Raw genomic sequence first — 21,745 nt, 5'->3', positions numbered from 1 at the left:
AGAAAAAGAAGAATTCTGTACGGTTTTCAGGTAGCACTTCAGTTTGAAGAGGATGAGACATAACTGTGAAAATATCATCTTATATGAGCATGAAAAATCGGAATCGCGCTATGGCGAGGTTCCGGTTTTTCGTTGCGAACTCTAAAAGAGAAAAATGAAATGTTTTTTCTCATCCTCTTTTCTTCTGATGAATATTTAGTCATTTAAAAACTACATCCCAATTTTTAGACATATCTAAAAATTGGAGATGTAGTTCAATCATACTTTTATAAGACTTCAGCTTCTTGAAACACCTTGCTTTGCAAATAGGTTAGTTTTTTTGCCATGACTTCCGGTTTCTCTTTGAAATCTTGATTCATCCAATAAATAAAAAAGCCAAGACTTGCATATGTTGAGTAGTAACTAAGAGCAGGTACCTCAATCGGTAAGTCATCTTTTAGTGCAATCTCTTTACCGGTTAGTTGTACGAGGCTGTCACAAAAACGATTTTGAGAACCAGGCAGCATCTCTCCTTTAATAATGAGAGAGAAAATGAATTGATTTTGATAAATATATTCAAAAATAGCTAAGTGGAGTCGCTCATCTGTAGATGAAATTTTCCCCAGTGCTTGGTAACTCTCTCTAAAGTAGGTTAGTAGTTCTGTAAGATAATCATCAAAGATTGTGCAAAGAAGGTCATCTAAATCTTTATAGTGAGAGTAGAATGTAACACGATTACATGTAGCTTGCTGTGCAACTTCCGTTACTGAAAGTGAACGTAAATCATGTCCTTCTTTTAAAAGATGGATGAGTGCAGCTTTTAATTTTTTCTGTGTGCGTAAAATTCTACGATCTTGTGAAGAAGACATCAAATCATTCCTTTCATAATGTCATTATGCCATTATTTCCATTTAACAGAAAGTTTATAATTACCTAAATTAAGCTATGTGTGAACAAGTTGTGTTATAATTAATTTAAAATTAAATAGTTTATTATTAAAATATTTAGCGCTTTTCTATTGACAGTATGCATGAAAGTTTGTTAATTTACAAGTGTAGTTTATTTCTGAAAGATTTTAAGGAGGAGTTTTATAATGGCTCGTTTAGAAGGTAAAGTAGCAATTATTACAGGTTCAGCTCAAGGTATGGGAGCTGCACACGCAAAAAAATTCATCGAAGAGGGCGCTAAAGTCGTTCTTACGGACTTAAATGAAGAAAAAGGTAACGCATTTGCTGCAGAACTTGGCGAAAACGCTATTTTCGTAAAACAAAACGTTGCAAACGAAGAAGATTGGAAAAACGTTGTAGCGAAAGCTGAAGAAGCATTCGGTCCAGTAAACGTACTAGTAAACAATGCTGGTATCACTATGGCTAAATCAATCACTGATACTTCAGTAGAAGATTACCGTAAAATCGTTGAAATCAACCAAGTTTCTGTATTCTTAGGTATCAAATCAGTTGTTTCTTCAATGGAAAAAGCTGGTCAAGGTACAATCGTAAACATTTCTTCACTTAATGGTTTAGTTGGTGGCGCTGTAGGTTACACTGATACTAAATTTGCTGTACGTGGTATTACAAAAGCAGCAGCTCTTGAGTTAGCTCCTAAAAACATCCGCGTAAACTCTGTACACCCAGGTGTAATTGCTACACCAATGGTTGTTCAAGAAGATACTAAAGCAGCAGTTGAAGCATTCTCTAAAATGATTCCTATGGGTCGCGTAGCTGAGCCAGAAGAAGTTTCTAACTTAGTTCTTTACTTAGCTTCTGAAGAATCAAGCTACTCAACTGGTTCAGAATTCATCGTTGATGGCGGTATGTCAGCACGTTAATTCGTTTTACCAAACATTTATAGCTTCTATTGATTTTCTCCTATTGTATCTTGGGGTATTAGCAGGTAGAGAATCTTTAAAAGGAAGGATTGCGCATTGGCGTAGTCCTTCTTTTTATATAAAAATAGGTGTTTGACATGAGGATAAGAAGTCGTTATATTTATGTGGAACCGGTACCATATGAGTTTCAGAGGAGATGAAAAGATGCCGACAATTCGAGATGTAGCAAAAGAAGCGGGTGTATCTTCATCTACTGTTTCACGTTATCTAAATAAAAACGGGTATGTGAGTGAAGAGGCAAAAAAGTCGATTCACGCAGCAATCGAATTACTGCGTTATCGACCTAATGAAATGGCACGTTCACTTGCGACGAAGAAAAGCCAAATGGTGGCTTTGCTTGTGCCAGATATTACAAATCCTTTTTTTACAGAGTTAGCAAAAGAAATTGAAGAACAAGCCTATCAATACGGCTTTACAATGATTCTTTGTAATATTGGAAATGAACATGAAAAAGAAAAACAAATCATTGAACAATTGCAACAGCAGTATATTGCAGGATTATTTATTGCGACAAAGCAAATAGAAGCGAGTTACTATGAAAAGTTGCAAATTCCCATGGTCGCTGTAGACCGCGTTTTATCAGAGAAGATTCCGACAATCAAGACGGATCACTTCCTCGGAGGTCAAATAGCTTGCCAACACTTGATGGCTTGTGGCGTAGAGAATGTACTATGTATTCGAGCATCGAGTGAAGAGGATGTTGCAAATGAACGAATAGCAGGCTTTTATTCTTGCGCACAAACATTACAAATTGAAGAAGTGATTAGTGCATATGAAGTGGAAGCGACAAAAATTTTGGTGCTTGAAAAACTACAAAATCGAACATATGAAGCAATCTTTGCAAGTAGCGATGCGATGGCAATTGGCACGTTAAAAGCGATTCAACAAATGAATTTACGTATTCCAGAAGATATTCAGTTGATTGGTTATGATGGTATTCGAATGACAGAATGGACGACACCTACGATTACAACGATTGCACAACAAATTACGCAAATTGGACAAAGGGCTGTTCGCTGTTTATGGAAGCAAATGCAAAATGAAGATATTCTAGAACGTCACCAACTTGTAGCACCTATTTTAATAAAAAGAAATTCAACTAAAGGAGAATAAATATGATAACAGTCATTGGTAGTATTAATATGGATATTGTTGTAGAAACAAATCTATTTCCGAAACAAGGAGAAACCGTTTTAGGGGAGAGTTTTCACACTGTTCCAGGAGGTAAAGGAGCAAATCAAGCTGTTGCAGCGGCTCGATTAGGTGCGCATGTACATATGGTAGGTGCACTAGGTAATGATGCATTTGGACAAGTGTTACGAAACTTATTAAAAGTAGAAAGCGTACAAGATCAGTTTGTAGAGACGACATCCACTGCTACAGGAATTGCCAATATTATTTTATTCGAACAAGATAATCGAATTATTGTAGTACCAGGTGCAAACCACGATGTTACAAAGGAGTCAATTGATGCAGCGTGTGAGCAAATTGCCAAGAGTGAGTTAGTCATTATGCAATTAGAAATTCCACAAGAAACGGTAGAATACGCACTTGATGTGTGCCAAGAATTAGGTGTAAAAGTACTGTTAAATCCAGCGCCAGCAGAGAATTTTAAAGAAGAGTGGATGGACCGTGTCGCATACTTCACGCCAAATGAAACAGAATGTGCAGATATTTTTAAAGACGATGTAGAAAATGCGCTTGAACGTTATCCGAATCGTCTGATTGTGACACTAGGAGCGGATGGTGCACGTTATTATGATGGTGAAAAACATGTGATTGTGAAAGGTTTTAAAACAGTACCAAAGGATACAACAGGTGCGGGGGATACATTTAATGGTGCTTTTGCTTATGCTCTAACTACAGGTGTAGGAATCACAGAAGCAGTTAAATTTGCGAATATCGCTGCTTCTTTATCTGTTGAAAAGTTTGGCGCACAAGGCGGTATGCCAAAGGTGGAAGCAGTGCAAGCCCGCTTAAAAGAAGCAAGATAGATGAGAAGTGATGAGGATTAACCTCGTCACTTTTTTATATTAAAAAATAAAATCTATATTCTTATGATAATAAAGTTATAATATTTTGTTGAATCTTTTGTTATATAATAATTGTCAGAGGTGATGATAAATGGAATACAAAAAAGTTTGTTTAATTAAGAAAATTATACTATTTTTAATGCTAGGAGTAATAACGTTGTCAGCCTTCGCTACAACAGCAAGTGCAGAGTTAAATGATGATTCAGCACATAACGCAAAATATAAGTGTACGTTAGTCATTGATAAACAAACAAACGATACAACATATGCTAAATGGGGCGTGAATTATAAAAAAGGCAAAACATTTAAATATGCTCTTGGTAAAGGTGAGGTTTGTGTTCAAGGGAAACAAGGTGCTGTAAAGGGATATTATTATAAAGATAAATATGAACATTATGGAAATGTTGTAGCAATTTATAATAATTTTGTTAAGTACTCAGGTGAAAAAACGTACTTACCATCTTTGGGTTTAAAAATTAACGGAAAAAAAGTGGATGGTTTTATCTTAACCTCATACATTACAGATTCAGCTGCTAAAATCACAGGCAAGAAAATGCATGTAGTTTATACGCAAAATTTGCGCTCTAAACCAGCAGTTTCAAGTAAGAAATTGAAGAAGGTTTATCAAGATAAAAGCGTTGTGAAGGTGAAGAAAGTAAGTGGTTCATGGGCGTATGTTTACTCTTACTCCACAAAATCATACGGTTGGATGCCACGTAAGTATTTAATCAGCAGTTTTACAGCTAATCGCATTGTTGAGAAAACCGTAAAGCCGAAAGTTGAATATGTACCTTCAAATGAAATTCCAAAAGGCACTAAAAAGATATGGCAAAAAGGTAAATCAAGTAAATATACGTATATTTACAAAGATAAATATTCAAATGGAAAACTATTAAGTTCGAAATTATATAAAAAATATATTGATATTGAAGGATATTCTACAATTTATGAATTGGGGGTTTAATTTAAGGATGAATAGATTATTAACTACTCTCGTATTATTCGGGTGTAGTTTTTTTCTGTGGTCACAAAGTGTTCTAGCTGTAATTCCAAAAGAAGAACGCGAAACACATTATGATATACAATGTAATATTACAATTGACGCAAATCGACATGATTATGCTCAAAAAAATAATTTGAGCTGATTTATCGTTTGAGCTTATTAATACGAAAAAAGCACAAACCATGCAATTTCATGTTCATACCTTTTACTTCAGTGTTATAATGTACGTTGAAACTTTTGAAAAAGAGAGGAGTCAACAATCAAATGCAAAATGAACAAATGAGGCTCCAAGCGTGGGTTGAAAGTGGGCAAGTTGCTGTACCACAGTTATTTTTTAAGCATTATAAAAATCTTTCATTAACAGATGAAGAAGCATTGTTGTTACTACAACTTCATTCCTTTATAGAGCAAGGTGTTGATTTCCCGTCACATACTGATTTAGCACAACGAATGAATGTAAAAGAACAACAAATTATGTTTTGTCTACAAGGGCTTTTACAAAAAGGTTTGATTCAAATCGAACAAAAGACAAACCAGGATCATATTTTATATGAAAAAATAAATTTATTTCCACTTTGGATGCGTCTATTAGATTGCGAACAAAATACGCAACAGCAAATCGAAGTGAGTCAGGAACAAATGGAGGAAGGGCAGTTATTCCAAATGTTTGAGCAGGAGCTAGGTCGTCTATTATCACCGATTGAGATTGAAACGATTTCGATGTGGATTGATCAAGATGGACATACACCTGATTTAATTCGTCAAGCTTTAAAAGAAGCCGTACTAAGTGATAAAGTAAGTTTGAAATATATGGATCGTATTCTTTTTGAATGGAAAAAGAAAAATATTACAACGACGAAAGCGGCTTTGCGACACGCAAAAGAGTATCGTGAACATACAATTAAAACACCGACTAGAATCGATGAAGATGTACAGCCAGTCGTGAAAAAAGCGCCGTTTTATAATTGGTTAGAGGAGAGAGAATAGCGATGTTAACAAAAAAACAATGGCTTGAATGTTTGGATAAAATGGACGACATGTATCCAGATGCACATTGTGAATTAGTGCATGAAAATCCATTTGAATTAACAATAGCGACGTTATTATCTGCACAATGTACGGATGTTTTAGTAAATAAAGTGACGAAAACATTATTTCAGAAATATAAAAAACCAGAAGATTATTTAGCTGTGCCTCTAGAAGAACTAGAACAAGATATCCGTTCTATTGGTTTATATCGTGCAAAAGCTAAAAATATTCAAAAGTTATGTCAGCGATTACTAGAGGTATATAATGGAGAAATTCCAGACCAGAGAGAAGAACTGGTGACATTGCCAGGTGTTGGACGAAAAACAGCGAATGTTGTATTGTCTGTTGCGTTTGGAGTTCCAGCAATGGCTGTAGATACACATGTAGAGCGTGTAACCAAACGACTTGGTTTATGTCGTTGGAAAGATAGTGTGTTACAAGTCGAAGAAACGATTATGAAAAAAACACCGATTGAACGTTGGAATAAAGCGCATCATCAACTTATATTCTTTGGACGTTATCATTGTAAATCGCAACGTCCAGGTTGTCATGCATGTCCATTATTTGATGTGTGTCGAGAAGGTCAAAAACGTTTTAAAAAGGGGTTAGTGGAACAATGATTCAATGCAATCAAGAAAAAATTCAAAAAGAACAAGTGGATACATGGTTCAATGAATGGAAGTCACTAGCCGAAAAGATTCATGAAGCACATGATCGACGTGATCACTCAGCAGGAGATTATATGGAACAAGGCATTAACCTATATGAAATGTTCATTTTACAAGCTTCGAATCAAACACATTTTGATGAAAAAGAAGAATATGAAATTTTGCCAATTAATGCAGGAGAGCGATTAGCTTTTATTAAAAGGAGACCTGGACAATACGCATGTTATCGTCAATTAGATGAATTATTTCAGGAAACGAAAAAGCGCTGTGCACGTTTACGCTTAAAGAAATAGATGAGCGATTAAAACTTCGACAAATCATAATTTGTCGAAGTTTTTGTATATACAAAAAGAGAATGAGATAAAACATTTCATTTTCTTTTTTAGCGTTCGCAACGAAAAACCGGAACCGCGCCACAGCGCGATTCCGGTTTTTATTATGCTCATATGAGACGGTGTTTTTACACATATGTCTCATCCTCTTTTGTTTAGATATTAATTTCCGTTACCTTGATCATTTTCAGTGGCTGGTTCATCTGTTTCGGGTTGGTCAGGTTCAGTAGGTTTTTCAGGTTTAGTTGTATTTCCGTTATTGTTATCATTCTGATTTCCATTGCTGTTATTCCCATTGTTTCCATTATTATTCCCGTTATTATTGTCATTCTGATTGTCACCTTGGTTATCACCAGGTTGATTTGTTTCAGGCTGATCGGTTTCAGGTGTTTCACCAGGTTGGTCTGTTTCAGGTTGATCTGGCTCATCTACTGCTGGTTCTTCAGGCTCTTCAGCAATTTTTACAGTAGCAGAAGCACTAGCACTTTCTTTGCCATCCACAACTGCTACAACACTAAAGGTTAGAGAAGTAGCGCCTCCAGGAACACGATAAGAAGCTTTTGTATCGCCTGTTGTTGTAATGGTTTTGCCATCTACAGACACACGATATTTAGCACCATCTGTATCACTTTTATTCCAAGATAAAGATACAGTTTTTGAATCTGCATCATACGTTGCACTTAAACCTGTTGGAGCAGAAACTTTCTCGTCTTTTTCTTCTTCTTTTTCCACAGGTGCTTGTGTGCCACGAACATATAACTCAGAACCTGAAGAGATAACAGAGCTTGGTTGTTTAAAGTTCGGTGTATTTTTACCTGCAGAAATTTGGCTCATAATGATACGGAATAAATTTTGAGCTAGTTGTCGTTCTTGAGGGGATACAATCCCTTGTTTACGACTAGAATAGCCTGTCCATACAGACATCGAGTAGCGCGTTGTGTAGCCAGAGAACCATGAATCTGGTACAGCATTACTTGGTAATCCGTATTCTTGTAACTGTTCACTTGTGTAGTTAGTTGTCCCTGTTTTACCCGCGATATCTAGTCCTGGTACAGCTGCAGCACCACCAGATGCACCAGATTTTGAACTTACAACGTCACGCATCATATCTGTTAGCATATAAGCTGTATAGTCACTCATTGCAGCTTGTGGTTCAGGTGTATATGTTTTCGCTGTGTTACCATCGCGGTAAACAATCTTTTTAATTGAATAGGCTTTTGTGTAAATTCCGTTATTTCCAAATGAAGCATAGATTGCTGACATATCGATTGGTGAAAGGTTTACTGAACCACCACCGATTGCATCAGATTCATATAAATCATCAGGTTTTAAGCCAAAACCACTAATGAATTCTTTTACTTTAGAAGTACCTACTTCTTTAAAGGCTTTAATCGCTGGGATATTACGTGAGTTGTATAGTGCTTCACGCATCGTTAATGCACCTTTAAACTGGTTATCGTAGTTGTTGATTGCTTGTGATGTTCCAGAGTAGTTCATTGGTTCATCGACAAGTGTATGGCCTGTACTCCATTTTAAATATTCAATCGCTGGACCGTAATCCATGATTGGTTTCATTGTTGAACCAGGTTGACGTGTTTTCAGAGCTTGTGCATAGTTGAAGCCACGTTCTGGACCGTAATCACGAGAACCGCCAACTGCAGCGATAGCTCCTGTTTCCGTATCAACAACCGAAATCCCTGTTTGAATATCTTTTGTTGGGAAGTTTGCATCATTGTTAATTGTTTTCTCAACAACTTTTTGTGCCTCAGGATCAAGTGTTGTATAAATACTAATACCATCTTCTAGCGCTTTTTCATCGCCGTTTTCAGCTAATTCTTTTAATACGACATCGATGAAGGCATCATATTTTGAACTATTGTTCGCAATACGTTTGCTCTCTGGAAGTAGCCCTTGTTTTACACTAACTTTCATTGCAGCTTCCATTTCATCTTTTGTAATTTTTTTATTGTTATACATTAATTTTAAAACGGTATTACGACGTTTTTCAGCTAAGTCTGGATTTTTAAATGCATTATAGTTATTTGGTGATTGTGGCATACCAGCTAATAAAGCCATCTGTGGTAATGTTAATTGATCAATATCTTTACCGTAGAAATACTTAGCTGCTGTACCAAAACCATAAATACGTCCACTCATTAATACTTTATTAAAGTACATTTCAAAAATTTCATCTTTTGTATACTCACGTTCTAATTGAAGTGATAAATACGCTTCTTGTGCTTTACGTTTAATCGTTTTTCCGTTATTAAAGAATGAGTTTTTAATAACCTGTTGTGTAATTGTACTCGCACCTTGTGAACCAAAACCATCGCGGAAATTGGCTAGTACAGCTCCACCTAAACGGTAAAAGTCAATACCATGATGGTCGTAAAAACGCGCATCTTCTGTAGAAAGAATCGCATCTTGCATTTGTTTCGGGATATCTTCAAACTTTACATGTTCTCGTTCTTCCGTTCCCATTGTATAGAATTCTTTTCCGTTCTTATCGTAGAACTTCGAAGATACAGGATCTTTTAATGTTTCTTCATCTAATTTAGGTGCTGTTGCTGCATAATAAGCAAACAAGCCCCCGCCTAGTAGTAATCCAATTACACCTAAAGCCACAACAGCTAATACAATTCGTTTTAGCCATGACTTTTTAGGCTTTGCTGATTTCACTTTTTTAGAAGATGAACGACCTCTACTTTTTCTTTGTTCATTTTCTAATCGTTTTCGTTCTTCTCGTGAATTATATCGTCTATTATCCACAAAAATCTCCTCTCTTTCTCACTTCCTATTATAAAGGAAGTAAAACTGTTACAGCCTTTAAATAATCAAGCTGTGGACTGTAACTTTCTTTTATTTCAATTGCATCTTGTTCGAAAACATCGAATGGAATCGATTTACGCCCACCTTTTTCCATCTCTGCCCATGCAGCGTTCAAAATAGAAAATGGCAATACAAAAGATCGATTTAAAATGGAAAAGCGAATGAGTAAAAAACAAATCCCACCTTGAGCTGTTGCTGCACGCATATGCGTCACTTGGTGTAGATGCACATTTTTCAGCGGGAAAGATGTTTTATTTTTTGTTTCTTTCGCATCAAAATCGATATAATGACCTTTATATACACCATTATAATCCGTTGTAGAAGGGGTTCTGAAATAAGCTTCACGTATTACAGCAGCACTTCTCGACGGATATTCTACATTGACGATTTGAATAGGAACAGGTTTCTTATGGATGACTGCTTCTTTAACGGTTAAATAATAAGCATTTGCTTCATCAATCATATCTTCTAATGTTTTCCCACGATTACTAAAAGTTAGGTCTTTTTTGACTTGTTTTTTAGAAGATGCTTTCTTTTCTGTCGCAGGTACATATTTTTTGCCATTAGGATATCGAATCGCCAAAAGATTCACCTCGTTCTTTACAAACATTGAGAAGTTCACAATGCGTAAATTTAAAACACTACCCAAAGATAGTAGCAATAACAAGCATATTTTGCAAATGGTAAAGTGAGATAAATGAACGAAAAAGGAATGTTCGTTCGCCTACGTTAGTAGTGTAAAGCGTATGAATTTGTTAAAATAGAAAGAAGATGCGAGAAGGAGATAAAACAAATGCTAAAAGAATTAACAACAACACTTTATTTAGAGTGTGATCGAAGCTATGAACGTTTTATGAATATACGCGAACAACAGCAAGATGCTGATTTTTATACAGAAGTAAAGCCTTATGCAGATGAAGTCCATGCAAAGCTAAAAAAGTGGAAGGAGTTATCTAAACAATTTATAGAAACAAATCATCCAAAGTATTTACATATGTCGCAAGTTGAACATGCGAGTGATGCAATGGAACAATTTGTCGTTCAATCTTTTTATGTGAAAACGAGTAAAAAAAGATTCATTCAATCGATTCAATCGACGAAATTTACATTTGAAACGTATTTGCGCACATTGGAGGAGGTGCAACATGATTCGAGAAAGAAAGACAGTTAAAGAACTAATTGAACAATGGCAGTCTGATCCGAAGATGCAAAATCGTGTACAACATGTGCGTGTCTTACCAGAACGACCAGCAAGCTATGCGACATTTCCTAAACAATTACATCCATCTATAAAAAAAGCGCTGCAATCAAGAGGGATTGAACAGCTCTATACCCATCAACGTGAGGCTTTCGATTATGCAAAGGAAGGAAAGTCTTTTACAGCTGTCACACCAACAGCTTCAGGAAAGTCGCTTTGTTATCATTTACCTGTGTTACAACGAATCTTGGAAGACTCAAAAACACGCGCGCTTTACTTGTTTCCAACGAAAGCATTAGCACAAGACCAAAAGTCAGAAATGAATGCGATGATTGAAGCAATGGATGAAGAAATTTTAAGTTACACATATGATGGTGATACATCACCTAGTATTCGACAAAAGGTGAGAAAAGCAGGGCAAATCGTCATGACGAATCCAGACATGTTGCATTCGGGGATTTTACCGCATCATACAAAATGGGTTTCGCTTTTTGAAAACCTTCAATTTATTGTCATTGATGAACTACACACGTATAAAGGGGTATTCGGTTCGCACGTTGCGCATGTACTAAGGCGATTAAAGCGAATTTGTGATTATTATGGAAGTAACCCAATCTTTATTTGCACTTCCGCAACAATTCAAAATCCAAAAGAATTAGCAGAGAATCTCACGAATACAAAACATCAGCTGATTGCGAATAATGGTGCACCAGCTGGAAAGAAAACATTCCTATTCTATAACCCACCAATTGTTAACGAGACATTCGGTGTTAGACGAAGTGCGATTTTAGAAGTAAAGGATTTAGCACGTAAATTATATGAATCTGAAATTCAAACAATTATTTTTGCAAAAAGTCGTGTACGTGTGGAGATGCTTGTAACGTATTTAAAATCATTAACAGCACAAAATATTCAAGATGAATCCGTGCGGGGTTACCGAGGTGGCTACTTACCTTCTGAGAGACGGAAGATTGAAAAAGGATTACGAGATGGGACAATCCAAACGGTTATCTCGACGAATGCATTGGAACTAGGTGTTGATATTGGTCAATTACAGGCATGTATTATGACAGGGTATCCAGGGAATATTGCAAGTGCTTGGCAACAGGCAGGACGAGCTGGACGTAGGCAAGATGATGCACTCATTATTTATGTGGCACAGTCGACAGCGCTCGACCAATATATTATTCAACACCCAGATTATTTACTCGGTAATAAACCAGAAGAAGCGCGTGTGTATCCAGAGAATATGCTGATTTTAATGGATCATTTAAAATGTGCGGCATTTGAATTACCTTTTAAACAAGGGGAAAACTATGCAGAATTTGATGTAGATGATTTATTGGAATATTTAGCTGAGGAGAAAATTTTACTAAAGACAACCGATACATGGCACTGGATGACAGACAGATTCCCAGCGCATGATATTAGTTTACGCTCGGCATCACAAGAAAATGTTGTGATTATTGATCAAACGATAAAAGGGAATACAACAGTAATTGGTGAGATGGACCGCTATAGTGCGATGACATTATTACATGAAGAAGCCATCTATATACACCAAGGTACACAATATCAAGTTGAAAAGCTTGATTGGGAAGAAAAGAAAGCCTATGTAACAGAAGTGGATGTAAATTATTTTACAGATGCGAATTTAGCAGTAGAATTAAAAGTGATTTCAGAAGATCGCGTGCGTCAGCTAGGAAAAGCAAATGTAGCATTTGGTGATTTAATGACATTAGCGAATGCAACCATCTTTAAGAAAATTCGATTTAATACACATGATAATATTGGTTCAGGTCCAATTCATCTACCGCCAGAAGAACTGCATACATCAGGCACATGGTTACATTTCAAACAGCCAGATGATTGGACAGACGATGATTTAAATAGTGCGATGCTAGGTGTTGCCTACGCAATGAACAGCTTTATTCCACTGTATATTCAGTCAGACCGTTCGGACGTACATGTTGTACCGCAAGTGAAAGCTATTCATAATGGTGAACCAACTTTCTTCATTTATGATCGTTATCCAGGCGGTATTGGACTGAGTGAGCGTATTTATGATTTATGGGAACAATTAATTCGACATGTGTATGAACATGTCGAGGGATGTTCATGTCAAATTGGCTGTCCAGCATGTATTGGTGCTCAAGATCAAACGGGAAATACAAAAGATCAAGTACTTCATTTTTTACAATCATTTTTATTAGAGGAATTGATGGACGATGTCTTACGAGAAGAAGATTTTGCAAATGAAGCAAATGTTAAAAAAGGGTACGAAAACAGCGAAGACTGAAAAAACACCTTATCAAAAACCTCTTCCGCCTTTTTATACAGAAAAGTGGGAGAAAGCTGGTTTAAGTCGGATTGAAAATGACTTTGGGACGGTTTTTTTACGAGAAACACATTATGCGTTTAATCACCAGCATGGTAAGTATCGGCTTGGTCAATTTTATGAAGCACTTGAAGCGTGGGAAGTCTATGAACAAGAACATCCTTTAAAAATGACATCAGATGAAAAAATCGTATTTTATGACACAGAAACAACGGGCTTGAAAGGTGTTGGAACACATATCTTTTTAAATGGGTTACTTGAAGAAACTTCTGATGGGTTTGTGCTGAAACAATATATTTTAGCAGACCCAGCGAATGAAGCGGCTTTTTTATTCGAATCGAAGTTTTGGCAAGCAAACCAAACGATTGTAACATATAATGGGAAGAGTTTCGACTGGCCACAATTACAAACGCGTTGGACATTAAATCGAGAACATTTGCCACCATTACGTGAGCATCAGCAAATTGATTTGTTTCACAGTTCAAAACGTATTTGGAAAAACGATTTAAGTCGAATGAAATTGACAACGGTTGAACAACAAAAACTTGGTTTTCAGCGCATTGACGATTTACCTGGTCATTTAGCACCAATGGTCTATTTAGATGCAGTTCGAAGTGGTGACCATGACATGCTTTTTCAAGTGTTACGTCATAATGAATATGATTTACTATCATTAATTACACTATTTATTCAAGCGACAGAACTCGTATTCTCAGAAGCAAATCAAGAACGTGCAATTGTGCATACAAATATCGGGAAATGGTATCATGATTTAAAACAACTTGATTCAAGTCAGAGCTTATTGGAAAATATTACAGAGAATTATGCAACAAATGAAGCGGCAGAAGCGTACTATTTATTAGCTCTTCAGCAAAAAAAGCAAAAAAAATACGCCGAAGCGGCTGAAAGTTATGAAAAAGCTTTGCCATATTTAGAAGAGCGTCAGTGGATTGAAGCGTCCCTTGGACTCGCAAAATTATATGAACACCAACTACATGATTTAGAAGAAGCCGAAAAACATACGCTCAACGCATTATTTCGAGTAAGACAGTCTTTATTATTTAAAAAAGATGTGCAACAACGAAAAAAAGAAGCGATTGAAAAGCGATTTTTGCGTATTCGAAAAAAACAAGGTATGAAATAGAGAAACCCCCTTATTTATCCATGACTTCAAAGAAGTATATGCTATAATGGAATTACTTATTACAAGTTGAAAGGATTATGATGATGGACATTAAATTATCAGCTAAAAAGATTTTAGATAAAGATTTTAAAACAGGTATTCGAGGATATAGTCAAGATGAGGTCGATCAATTTTTAGATGAAATCATTATGGACTATGAAAACTTTGAAAAAGTATTATTGAAAAAACAAGAAGAAATTAATTTATTAAAACAAGAGCTTGAACAAGCCGAAAGTACAAGAAGAAATTCACCTACAACAGTTGCACCATCTGGTATGGGCGCAACAAATTATGATATCTTAAAGCGCATTGCGAATCTTGAAAAACATGTATTCGGGGATAAATTATATGATTAATGCGTGATTTCCTTAAAAACATAGTTTAAATATTGAATTATGCTGTTTTTGCGCATATAATGTAAATAGCATCAATAAGCGAATGAGTAATCGCTGCAACGCTTTGACGTTGTTGAGGAAAGTCCATGCTCACACGATTCTGAGATGAACGTAGTGTTCGTGCTTCGCGAAATCATAAGCGGAGGTAGCAGCAATGCTAACGGCGAAAGGAAAACCTAAGTTTTCGGATATGGTTGAAACTTTCTGAAAGTGCCACAGTGACGAAGTCGTATAGGAAACTTTACGAGTGGAACGAGGTAAACCCCACGAGTGAGCAACCCAAATTATGGTAGGGGCGTTCTCCTGAAAGAAATGAATGGATGGAGAGATAGGTATGCTTGCATATCTATAGATAGATGATTACTACCCGAGTAGTACGAGGCTTTTAGCTGTTTGAGTACGAAGGGCACAAAACATGGCTTACAGTTCCTTATGATGTTCTTATAACATGATTAGTCAGGCTCTCCGATTTTATAGTTGGAGAGCCTTTCTTACTAAAATACATAGATAGATTTCATATATGGATGCGGGGATCAGGATGAAAAAAAAAGACTGTTTATATAGCGAAAAATTAGATGGTAATAGTCCAATCTGCCCTGAAACAATGTGGGCATTATTTGACCATTTATCAGAAGGTGTCATGATTACAGATGCAGATAAAGTGATACTTGCCATTAATCCAGCTTTTGAATTTGTAACAGGCTATAGTGCAGGGGAAGCATTAGGGAGCAAACCGCACTTGCTGCAGTCGGGAATACATGCGAAAAGTTTTTACGATAAGATGTGGAAAGAGATTTATGCAACAGGTAAATGGTCAGGAGAAATTTGGAATCGTCGCAAAACAGGTGATGTCTATCCCGAATGGTTGACAATTATTGCAATTAAAAATGATGATGGGGATACAACACATTATTGTGGTATTTTTGAAGACCTTTCGGAAAAGAAAATTGCAGAGCGTGAAATTCAAATTCAAATGAATACAGATACATTAACGGGTTCTGAAAATAGCTATTCATTTATGAACCGCATGAATGTGCTCTTAGAAGCTTCTGAAAAGAAAAATTTTGAACATGCATTGCTATTTTTAGACATGGACCGTTTTAGTCATATTAATGAATTAGGTCATTCGATTGGTGATAAATTATTAACGGAAGTTGTACAAAGGTTGACACCGTTTATTCGCAATAAGGATATACTAGCGCGTTATGGCGGTGATGAATTTGTTATTACTTTGGCACACATTCACCATCCGAAAGAAGCAGTTCAACTAGCAAGTAAGATTATTGAAACATTTGAAGAACCGTTTTTAATTGATGAACATATACTCTACACAACGGCCACAATCGGGATTAGTTTGTATCCAGAAGATGGACATAATACTGAAATTCTGATTAACAAAGCAGTGAAGGCAATGGAATATGCGAAGAAGAATGGGCGTAATCAATTTGCTTTTTATTTTGACGAACTGAATATTGGAACGAATCGCGGTTTATTAATTGATCATGAATTACGTAGAGCAATTAAAAATAAAGAGTTTGTTTTACATTATCAACCGAAAATTGATTTAACGACAAATACAATCATTGGTTTTGAAGCATTGGTTCGCTGGTATAACGAGACCCTTGGCTTTGTACCGCCAAATGATTTTATTCCGTATGCAGAAGAAGTGGGACTTATTATTCCTTTAAGTGAGGTCATCATTGAAAAAGCGTGCCTAGATTGGTTAACCTTAGAACGTGCAGGTTACGGTCATATTCCAATCGCTATTAATATTTCAAGTATTCACTTCCATCAACCAAACTTTATTGAATCGATTCAAGAAATTTTACAACGCAATAATTGCTCTCCAAGAAATTTTGAAATTGAATTAACGGAAAGAACAGTAATGAATAATGAAAAAGAAACGATTCGTCGACTAATTCAGTTGAAGCAATTAGGTTTTAAATTGTCGATTGATGACTTTGGCACGGGGTATTCATCATTGTCATATTTAGTACAGTTCCCATTAAACCATTTGAAAATTGATCGTAGCTTTATTCAATTAATTGGTTCTGTTAATGAGAAGCAGGCAGTTGTTGATGCCATTATTCAAATGGCACATCGTTTGCATATGAAAGTCATTGCAGAAGGTGTGGAACAAAAAGAACAAGTGGAATTGCTAAGAAATATGGGCTGTGATATGATTCAAGGATATTATTATTCTAAACCGTTGCCATTAGAAGAGGCGATTGATTACGTAGAATTTTGGAAATTGGAGATAGAAGGGAAATAAGCATGACAAAATTTAATTTAGTAGCTACAGCAGCTATGGGACTTGAAGCCATTGTAGCAGATGAACTAAAAGCCTTAGGATATGAAACACGTACAGAAAACGGAAAAGTGTATTTTGAAGGAGAAGAGCGTGATATTGCACGTACTAATTTGTGGTTACGCGTAGCAGATCGTGTAAAAATCGTTGTAGGTTCTTTCCCAGCAAGAACATTTGATCAATTATTTGAAGGTGTTAAAGCATTACCTTGGGAAAAAATTATGCCAGTTGATGCAGAGTTCCCTGTAACAGGTAAGTCTGTAAAATCAAAATTATATAGTGTGCCAGATTGCCAATCAATTACGAAAAAAGCAATTGTTGAGCGCATGAAAAAAGTACATGGCCGTTTAGGTATGCTAGAAGAAACAGGACCGAAATTCAAAATTGAAGTATCAATCTTAAAAGATGTGGCGACACTAACAATTGATACATCAGGTGCTGGTCTTCATAAACGTGGGTACAGAACAGAACAAGGTGAAGCACCACTAAAAGAAACATTGGCTGCAGCACTTGTATATATTTCAAAATGGACACCAAATCGTCCGTTTGTAGATCCTTTCTGCGGTTCAGGTACTATTGCACTGGAAGCAGCGATGATTGGACAAAACATTGCACCAGGTTATAATCGTGAATTTATTAGCGAAGAATGGCCATTTATGAAACAAGAGATTTGGGATGAAGTACGTGATGAGGCAGACCAAGCTGCAAATTACGACCAACCACTTCAAATTTCAGGTTCAGATATTGATCACCGCATGGTTGAAATTGCAAAACGTAATGCACTTGAAGCAGGTTTTGGCGAATTGATTGACTTTAAACAAATGCAAGTGTTAGACTTTACAACACACGCTGAAGATGGAGTTATGATTGGAAATCCACCTTATGGTGAACGTATTGGTGAAGTGGAAGCAATCGAACAAATGATTAGTGATATTGGTCATATGATGAAAGCTTATCCCACATGGTCTGTTTATATGCTATCTTCGATGGAGAATTTTGAAGAGCTATATGGTCGACGTGCAACAAAAAAACGTAAATTGTTCAATGGTTTCATTCGAACAGATTATTATCAATTCTGGGGACGCAAATCACAGAAGAAATAAAAACAAGAGAGGTTGTCTATTTAGACAGCCTCCCTTTGTGTTGAAACATAGTAGATGAGAGGGGTAGATAGTATGCGACAATCACTACCATTTGAATTATCAAAAGAACAATCATTCTTTGATTCTTTAGGCGACTGGATGGGTGACGTATTATACGATGAACTTCCGGAAAAAGGATTGGAATGTCGTGATGAGCAGATTTTTATGGCTTATCAAATAGAAAAAGTATTACGTGAAAAGTCTATTTTATTCGCGGAAGCAGGTGTAGGTACAGGGAAAACCATTGCGTACTTATTACCAGCTATTACGTATGCTCGTTATACAGGTAAACCTGCATTAATTGCATGCGCAGATGAGACGCTAATTGACCAATTGGTTAAAGAAGGCGGAGATATTTATAAACTGCAAAAATTATTAGATTTAAATATTGATGTACGCTTGGCAAAATCGCGTGACCAATATTTATGTCTAAAACGTTATGAAGAAGCAGAGCAATTCATGGACGGGGAATATCTAGATGAGATTGCTGTGTCGATTCCAGAAGGCGTGTATGGTGCTGGTGGATTAGGACTTTATGGCGCACGCAGTGATTACCCGAATATTTCAGATGAAGAATGGCAGCATGTGAATTATAACTATATCCAACAATGTCAGGTTTGTGATGTCCGTAATCGTTGTGGTCAAACATTACATCGTGCACATTACCGTGAAGCGACGGATTTAATTATTTGCTCACAAGATTTCTTAATGGAACATACGGCAACGAAAGAGTCGCGTGAACGTGAAGGGCAATTACCGTTACTACCAGAAGTATCGATGATTGTATTAGATGAAGGACATCTTCTTGAATATGCCGCGCAAAAGGCAATGACGAACAAAATTCAAGATTACACAATCGTGAAATTATTAGATCGTTTAATGGTTGATGGACTACGTGAAAAAACATTATTACTGATGGAAAAATTACAAGATGGTCATGAACTATTCTTTGACCAATTACGTGATGATGTGATTGATACGGATGATGAGCGTAAACGAATTCAAAAAAGTCCAACGCTAATGAAATTAGGTCAAAAAGTGATTGAAACAATTGGCGAGTTAATGGAAGAATTCGTCTTTGAATCAGAAATGTATGTTATTCCGGAATATGAGCTACGCATGGCAGAAGAGTTCTTAGACCAATACGAAGCAGCAATGCGCATCTTTGTGTCGCAAAGTAATGCGATTGACTGGTTAGAAGAAACGGATGGCGAAGAAACATTAGTCATCATGCCACATTTAATTACAGAAGTATTAGAGAAAAAACTATTCTCTAAAAAAATTCCATATGTCTTTTCTTCAGCTACTCTATCCATTAATAAAGACTTTAGTTATATTGCGTATAGCTTAGGAATTAAAAAATACAACTCATTCTCTGTAGAATCACCATTTGATTATGAAGAAGTAATGAAGATTCATGTTCATGAACTTGAACAAGCTGAAAAAGCGACGCGCGTTGCCTCTTTATTAGAAGAATCAACAGAGCAAACTTTATTATTATTCAAATCAAAACAAGCGATGCAAGCATTTAAAGATGTTTTAACAGATGAACAAAAAGCAACAATTGGTTTTGAAGGTGATCGCGAGCTATCTTCATTAGTACGTGATTTCCAAGCAGGTAAATTACACACGCTAAGTTCATACCATTTATGGGAGGGACTCGACTTACCAGAAGAAGCATTAACACGTGTGATAATTGTGGACTTACCATTCCCACCAAGTGATCCATTATTTGATGCGAAGCGTTCATTCGCAGATGATCCATATGTTGAAGTGGAGTTACCATTCATGCTTCTTCGCTTACAACAAGGTATGGGCCGTTTAATTCGTACAACAAATGATCATGGTACAATTCATATTTTAATGAATGAAGAGGAATTGAAAAACCTACCTGAGATTGAACCGATTTTTGCAGTAAAACCGACTTTTGAAAAATAGAAAAAAGGCTTTGACATGTACTAACTTGTCAAAGCCTTTTTCTATGTTACAACATGTGTGAATGAATATGCATTTTAAAAGTGAAAAATATTTATTTTTAAATTTGTGTGATTTCTGTTTGCTTTTTAAGGTTTTATTACTTTATAATAGAAAACCCAAGTAGTTAAGAAAAGAGTGATGGGTATGGGAAATCGAAAAGTACGTCTTTTTATTGCGTCAAGTTTAGATGGCTATATCGCAACAAAAGAAGAGTCACTTGATTGGCTAGAACAGGTGGAAGGCAAAGGAGATAATGGGTACTCACAATTTTATGAAACAGTCGATACCGTTATTTTAGGCAAAAAGACATTTGACTGGTTAATCAGTCAACGATTATCTGAATGGCCTTATGCCGAAAAACAGTGTTATGTTTATACGCATCAACAGCTTCAAGATATGCAAGATATTCACTTTACAAAAGAGCCTGTAGCATCACTTATTCATACATTACGACAACAGCCAGGTCAAGATATTTGGGTTGTCGGTGGGGGAGAACTCATCTATTCTTTTTTAGAGCAACACTTAATCGATGAGATTATTGTTACAATGGCGCCAATTTTATTAGGAGAAGGAATTCCTCTTTTTAAACCAGGTTTCTCACCCGTAGAATTAACATTGCAGCAAACAAAAACATATGGTCAGTTTGTAGAATTACATTACATTGTAAAAAAGTATAAAAAAAGAGCGCTATAAAGTGCGCTCAAACAAAGTAGAATAACTAAGTTACATATAGACTTCTTTATACGAATTAAGATCTTCCAATAAATTTGTTTCTTGGAAAACTTCAAGTGAGTATTGTGTCTTTTCTGTAATTGGTAATTCTACGAAAATATTCATATCAAAATAAATTGGTAGTTCTTTAGAAGAATGTAAAATCGATTGTGCAGCACATTCTAGGCAATTCCCCACTTCTAAATGGTCGTCAATAAATGTAGCCAAATCGATTGTTTCACGATTATTTTTTGCGTCAAATAGAATTTCTAAATCGCCATCAATCATAACGGATACCATTTCTGTTAATAAAAGAGCGTTCATAAAAGAGCTGCCCTTCTCAACACGATTGATATCGTGAATAATGTGGAAAGTTGGATGTTCGTAAATAGCTTTTAAAATTTCTGCAAGTACTTCATTTGAAAAATCTACCTTCTCGCTAAACTGAACGACTTCGTAAGGCTGTTCAATCATAAACCAGATATCTCTATATAAGGTAGGGTAGTATGCACTTGTTTCGGTCTTCTTTTTTAAAATTTCTTCTAATAATGGAACCTCAACAATATTCATATAAAAGAGTTCTTGATAATAATCGCTTACACAAAGAGAGCTATTATTCATCTTCTTATATTCATGGATCGTTGTTTGCATGTAAATCTCCCCTTTTAAAAAAATTGGTTAATACTCTGATGGTGATTCTCAAAAGATGATATTTTGAGGTGCAAAGTATTT

The 21,745-nt window shown here is 36.0% G+C and carries 19 protein-coding genes and 1 other RNA gene; 16 read left to right on the top strand and 4 right to left on the bottom strand.

All coding sequences use genetic code 11. The annotated features are described in order from the left end of the window. Nucleotides 1–266: 266 nt before the first annotated feature. Nucleotides 267–848, bottom strand: coding sequence for a TetR/AcrR family transcriptional regulator (locus tag ASO14_RS09575; protein WP_068454321.1), 582 nt, complete (start codon nt 846–848; stop codon nt 267–269). A gap of 224 nt (nt 849–1,072) precedes the next feature. Here ASO14_RS09575 and ASO14_RS09570 point away from each other — a divergent pair, with 224 nt between their 5' ends. The 7 genes from ASO14_RS09570 (at nt 1,073) to ASO14_RS09540 (ending at nt 6,893) form a co-directional block, all read left to right on the top strand. Continuing rightward, nucleotides 1,073–1,807 carry a glucose 1-dehydrogenase gene (locus ASO14_RS09570; protein ID WP_068454318.1) on the top strand — a complete coding sequence of 245 codons (735 nt, stop codon included), beginning with the start codon at nt 1,073–1,075 and terminating at the stop codon, nt 1,805–1,807. 204 nt (nt 1,808–2,011) lie between these two features. After that, complete coding sequence (locus ASO14_RS09565; RefSeq protein WP_068454315.1) at nt 2,012–2,980, top strand: LacI family DNA-binding transcriptional regulator; 969 nt, start codon at nt 2,012–2,014, stop codon at nt 2,978–2,980. 2 nt (nt 2,981–2,982) lie between these two features. After that, nucleotides 2,983–3,861, top strand: coding sequence for a ribokinase (rbsK, locus tag ASO14_RS09560; protein ID WP_068454312.1), 879 nt, complete (start codon nt 2,983–2,985; stop codon nt 3,859–3,861). Nucleotides 3,862–3,991: 130 nt separating this feature from the next. Further along, complete coding sequence (locus ASO14_RS09555) at nt 3,992–4,864, top strand: G5 domain-containing protein (RefSeq protein ID WP_082701444.1); 873 nt, start codon at nt 3,992–3,994, stop codon at nt 4,862–4,864. A 303-nt stretch (nt 4,865–5,167) separates the two neighbouring features. After that, entirely contained in the window at nt 5,168–5,890 is a 723-nt protein-coding gene (locus ASO14_RS09550; RefSeq protein WP_082701443.1) for a DnaD domain-containing protein, read from the top strand. 2 nt (nt 5,891–5,892) lie between these two features. Then, nucleotides 5,893–6,552, top strand: a complete 660-nt coding sequence (gene nth / locus ASO14_RS09545) for an endonuclease III (RefSeq protein WP_068454306.1) — start codon at nt 5,893–5,895, stop codon at nt 6,550–6,552. Beyond that, on the top strand, nt 6,549–6,893 hold the full coding sequence (locus ASO14_RS09540) for a YpoC family protein (protein ID WP_068454303.1): 345 nt from the start codon (nt 6,549–6,551) through the stop codon (nt 6,891–6,893). Before nth ends, ASO14_RS09540 begins: the two co-directional genes overlap by 4 nt. A 201-nt stretch (nt 6,894–7,094) precedes the next feature. Here the strand turns inward: ASO14_RS09540 and ASO14_RS09535 are convergent, their stop codons facing one another. Both ASO14_RS09535 and recU read right to left on the bottom strand, forming a co-directional pair. Continuing rightward, a complete protein-coding gene (locus ASO14_RS09535) occupies nt 7,095–9,701 on the bottom strand; it encodes a transglycosylase domain-containing protein (protein WP_068454300.1) in 2,607 nt (868 codons plus the stop codon). Nucleotides 9,702–9,729: 28 nt separating this feature from the next. Then, nucleotides 9,730–10,344: a Holliday junction resolvase RecU gene (gene recU / locus ASO14_RS09530; protein ID WP_068454296.1), complete on the bottom strand. Its 615-nt coding sequence runs from the start codon at nt 10,342–10,344 to the stop codon at nt 9,730–9,732. A 210-nt stretch (nt 10,345–10,554) separates the two neighbouring features. Between recU and ASO14_RS09525 the strand changes: the two genes are divergently transcribed. The 9 genes from ASO14_RS09525 (at nt 10,555) to ASO14_RS09485 (ending at nt 20,995) form a co-directional block, all read left to right on the top strand. Next, nucleotides 10,555–10,932 carry a YppE family protein gene (locus ASO14_RS09525; RefSeq protein WP_068454292.1) on the top strand — a complete coding sequence of 126 codons (378 nt, stop codon included), beginning with the start codon at nt 10,555–10,557 and terminating at the stop codon, nt 10,930–10,932. After that, the gene (locus ASO14_RS09520; RefSeq protein ID WP_082701442.1) at nt 10,907–13,258 is read left to right on the top strand and encodes a DEAD/DEAH box helicase; all 2,352 of its coding nucleotides are present in this window, start codon (nt 10,907–10,909) and stop codon (nt 13,256–13,258) included. Before ASO14_RS09525 ends, ASO14_RS09520 begins: the two co-directional genes overlap by 26 nt. After that, nucleotides 13,215–14,441, top strand: coding sequence for a ribonuclease H-like domain-containing protein (locus tag ASO14_RS09515; protein ID WP_231726948.1), 1,227 nt, complete (start codon nt 13,215–13,217; stop codon nt 14,439–14,441). Before ASO14_RS09520 ends, ASO14_RS09515 begins: the two co-directional genes overlap by 44 nt. Before the next feature lie 77 nt (nt 14,442–14,518). Next, nucleotides 14,519–14,836 carry a cell division regulator GpsB gene (gene gpsB, locus ASO14_RS09510; RefSeq protein WP_068454286.1) on the top strand — a complete coding sequence of 106 codons (318 nt, stop codon included), beginning with the start codon at nt 14,519–14,521 and terminating at the stop codon, nt 14,834–14,836. Nucleotides 14,837–14,914: 78 nt separating this feature from the next. After that, nucleotides 14,915–15,303: RNase P RNA component class B (rnpB, locus tag ASO14_RS09505), an RNA gene on the top strand. Nucleotides 15,304–15,413: 110 nt separating this feature from the next. Further along, complete coding sequence (locus ASO14_RS09500; RefSeq protein WP_068454283.1) at nt 15,414–17,147, top strand: putative bifunctional diguanylate cyclase/phosphodiesterase; 1,734 nt, start codon at nt 15,414–15,416, stop codon at nt 17,145–17,147. Between the two features lie 2 nt (nt 17,148–17,149). After that, entirely contained in the window at nt 17,150–18,286 is a 1,137-nt protein-coding gene (locus tag ASO14_RS09495; RefSeq protein WP_068454280.1) for a THUMP domain-containing class I SAM-dependent RNA methyltransferase, read from the top strand. Nucleotides 18,287–18,358: 72 nt separating this feature from the next. Further along, nucleotides 18,359–20,263: an ATP-dependent DNA helicase gene (locus tag ASO14_RS09490; RefSeq protein WP_068454277.1), complete on the top strand. Its 1,905-nt coding sequence runs from the start codon at nt 18,359–18,361 to the stop codon at nt 20,261–20,263. 183 nt (nt 20,264–20,446) lie between these two features. Then, nucleotides 20,447–20,995 carry a dihydrofolate reductase family protein gene (locus ASO14_RS09485; RefSeq protein ID WP_068454274.1) on the top strand — a complete coding sequence of 183 codons (549 nt, stop codon included), beginning with the start codon at nt 20,447–20,449 and terminating at the stop codon, nt 20,993–20,995. 30 nt (nt 20,996–21,025) lie between these two features. Here ASO14_RS09485 and ASO14_RS09480 read toward each other — a convergent pair whose 3' ends face one another. After that, entirely contained in the window at nt 21,026–21,664 is a 639-nt protein-coding gene (locus tag ASO14_RS09480; RefSeq protein WP_068454271.1) for a hypothetical protein, read from the bottom strand. Nucleotides 21,665–21,745: the final 81 nt, after the last annotated feature.

Origin of the sequence: Kurthia sp. 11kri321, from assembly GCF_001534765.1 — a bacterium.
Classification (GTDB): Bacteria; Bacillota; Bacilli; order Bacillales_A; family Planococcaceae; genus Kurthia; species Kurthia gibsonii.
This window is presented reverse-complemented; position numbering and strand designations above follow the sequence as displayed.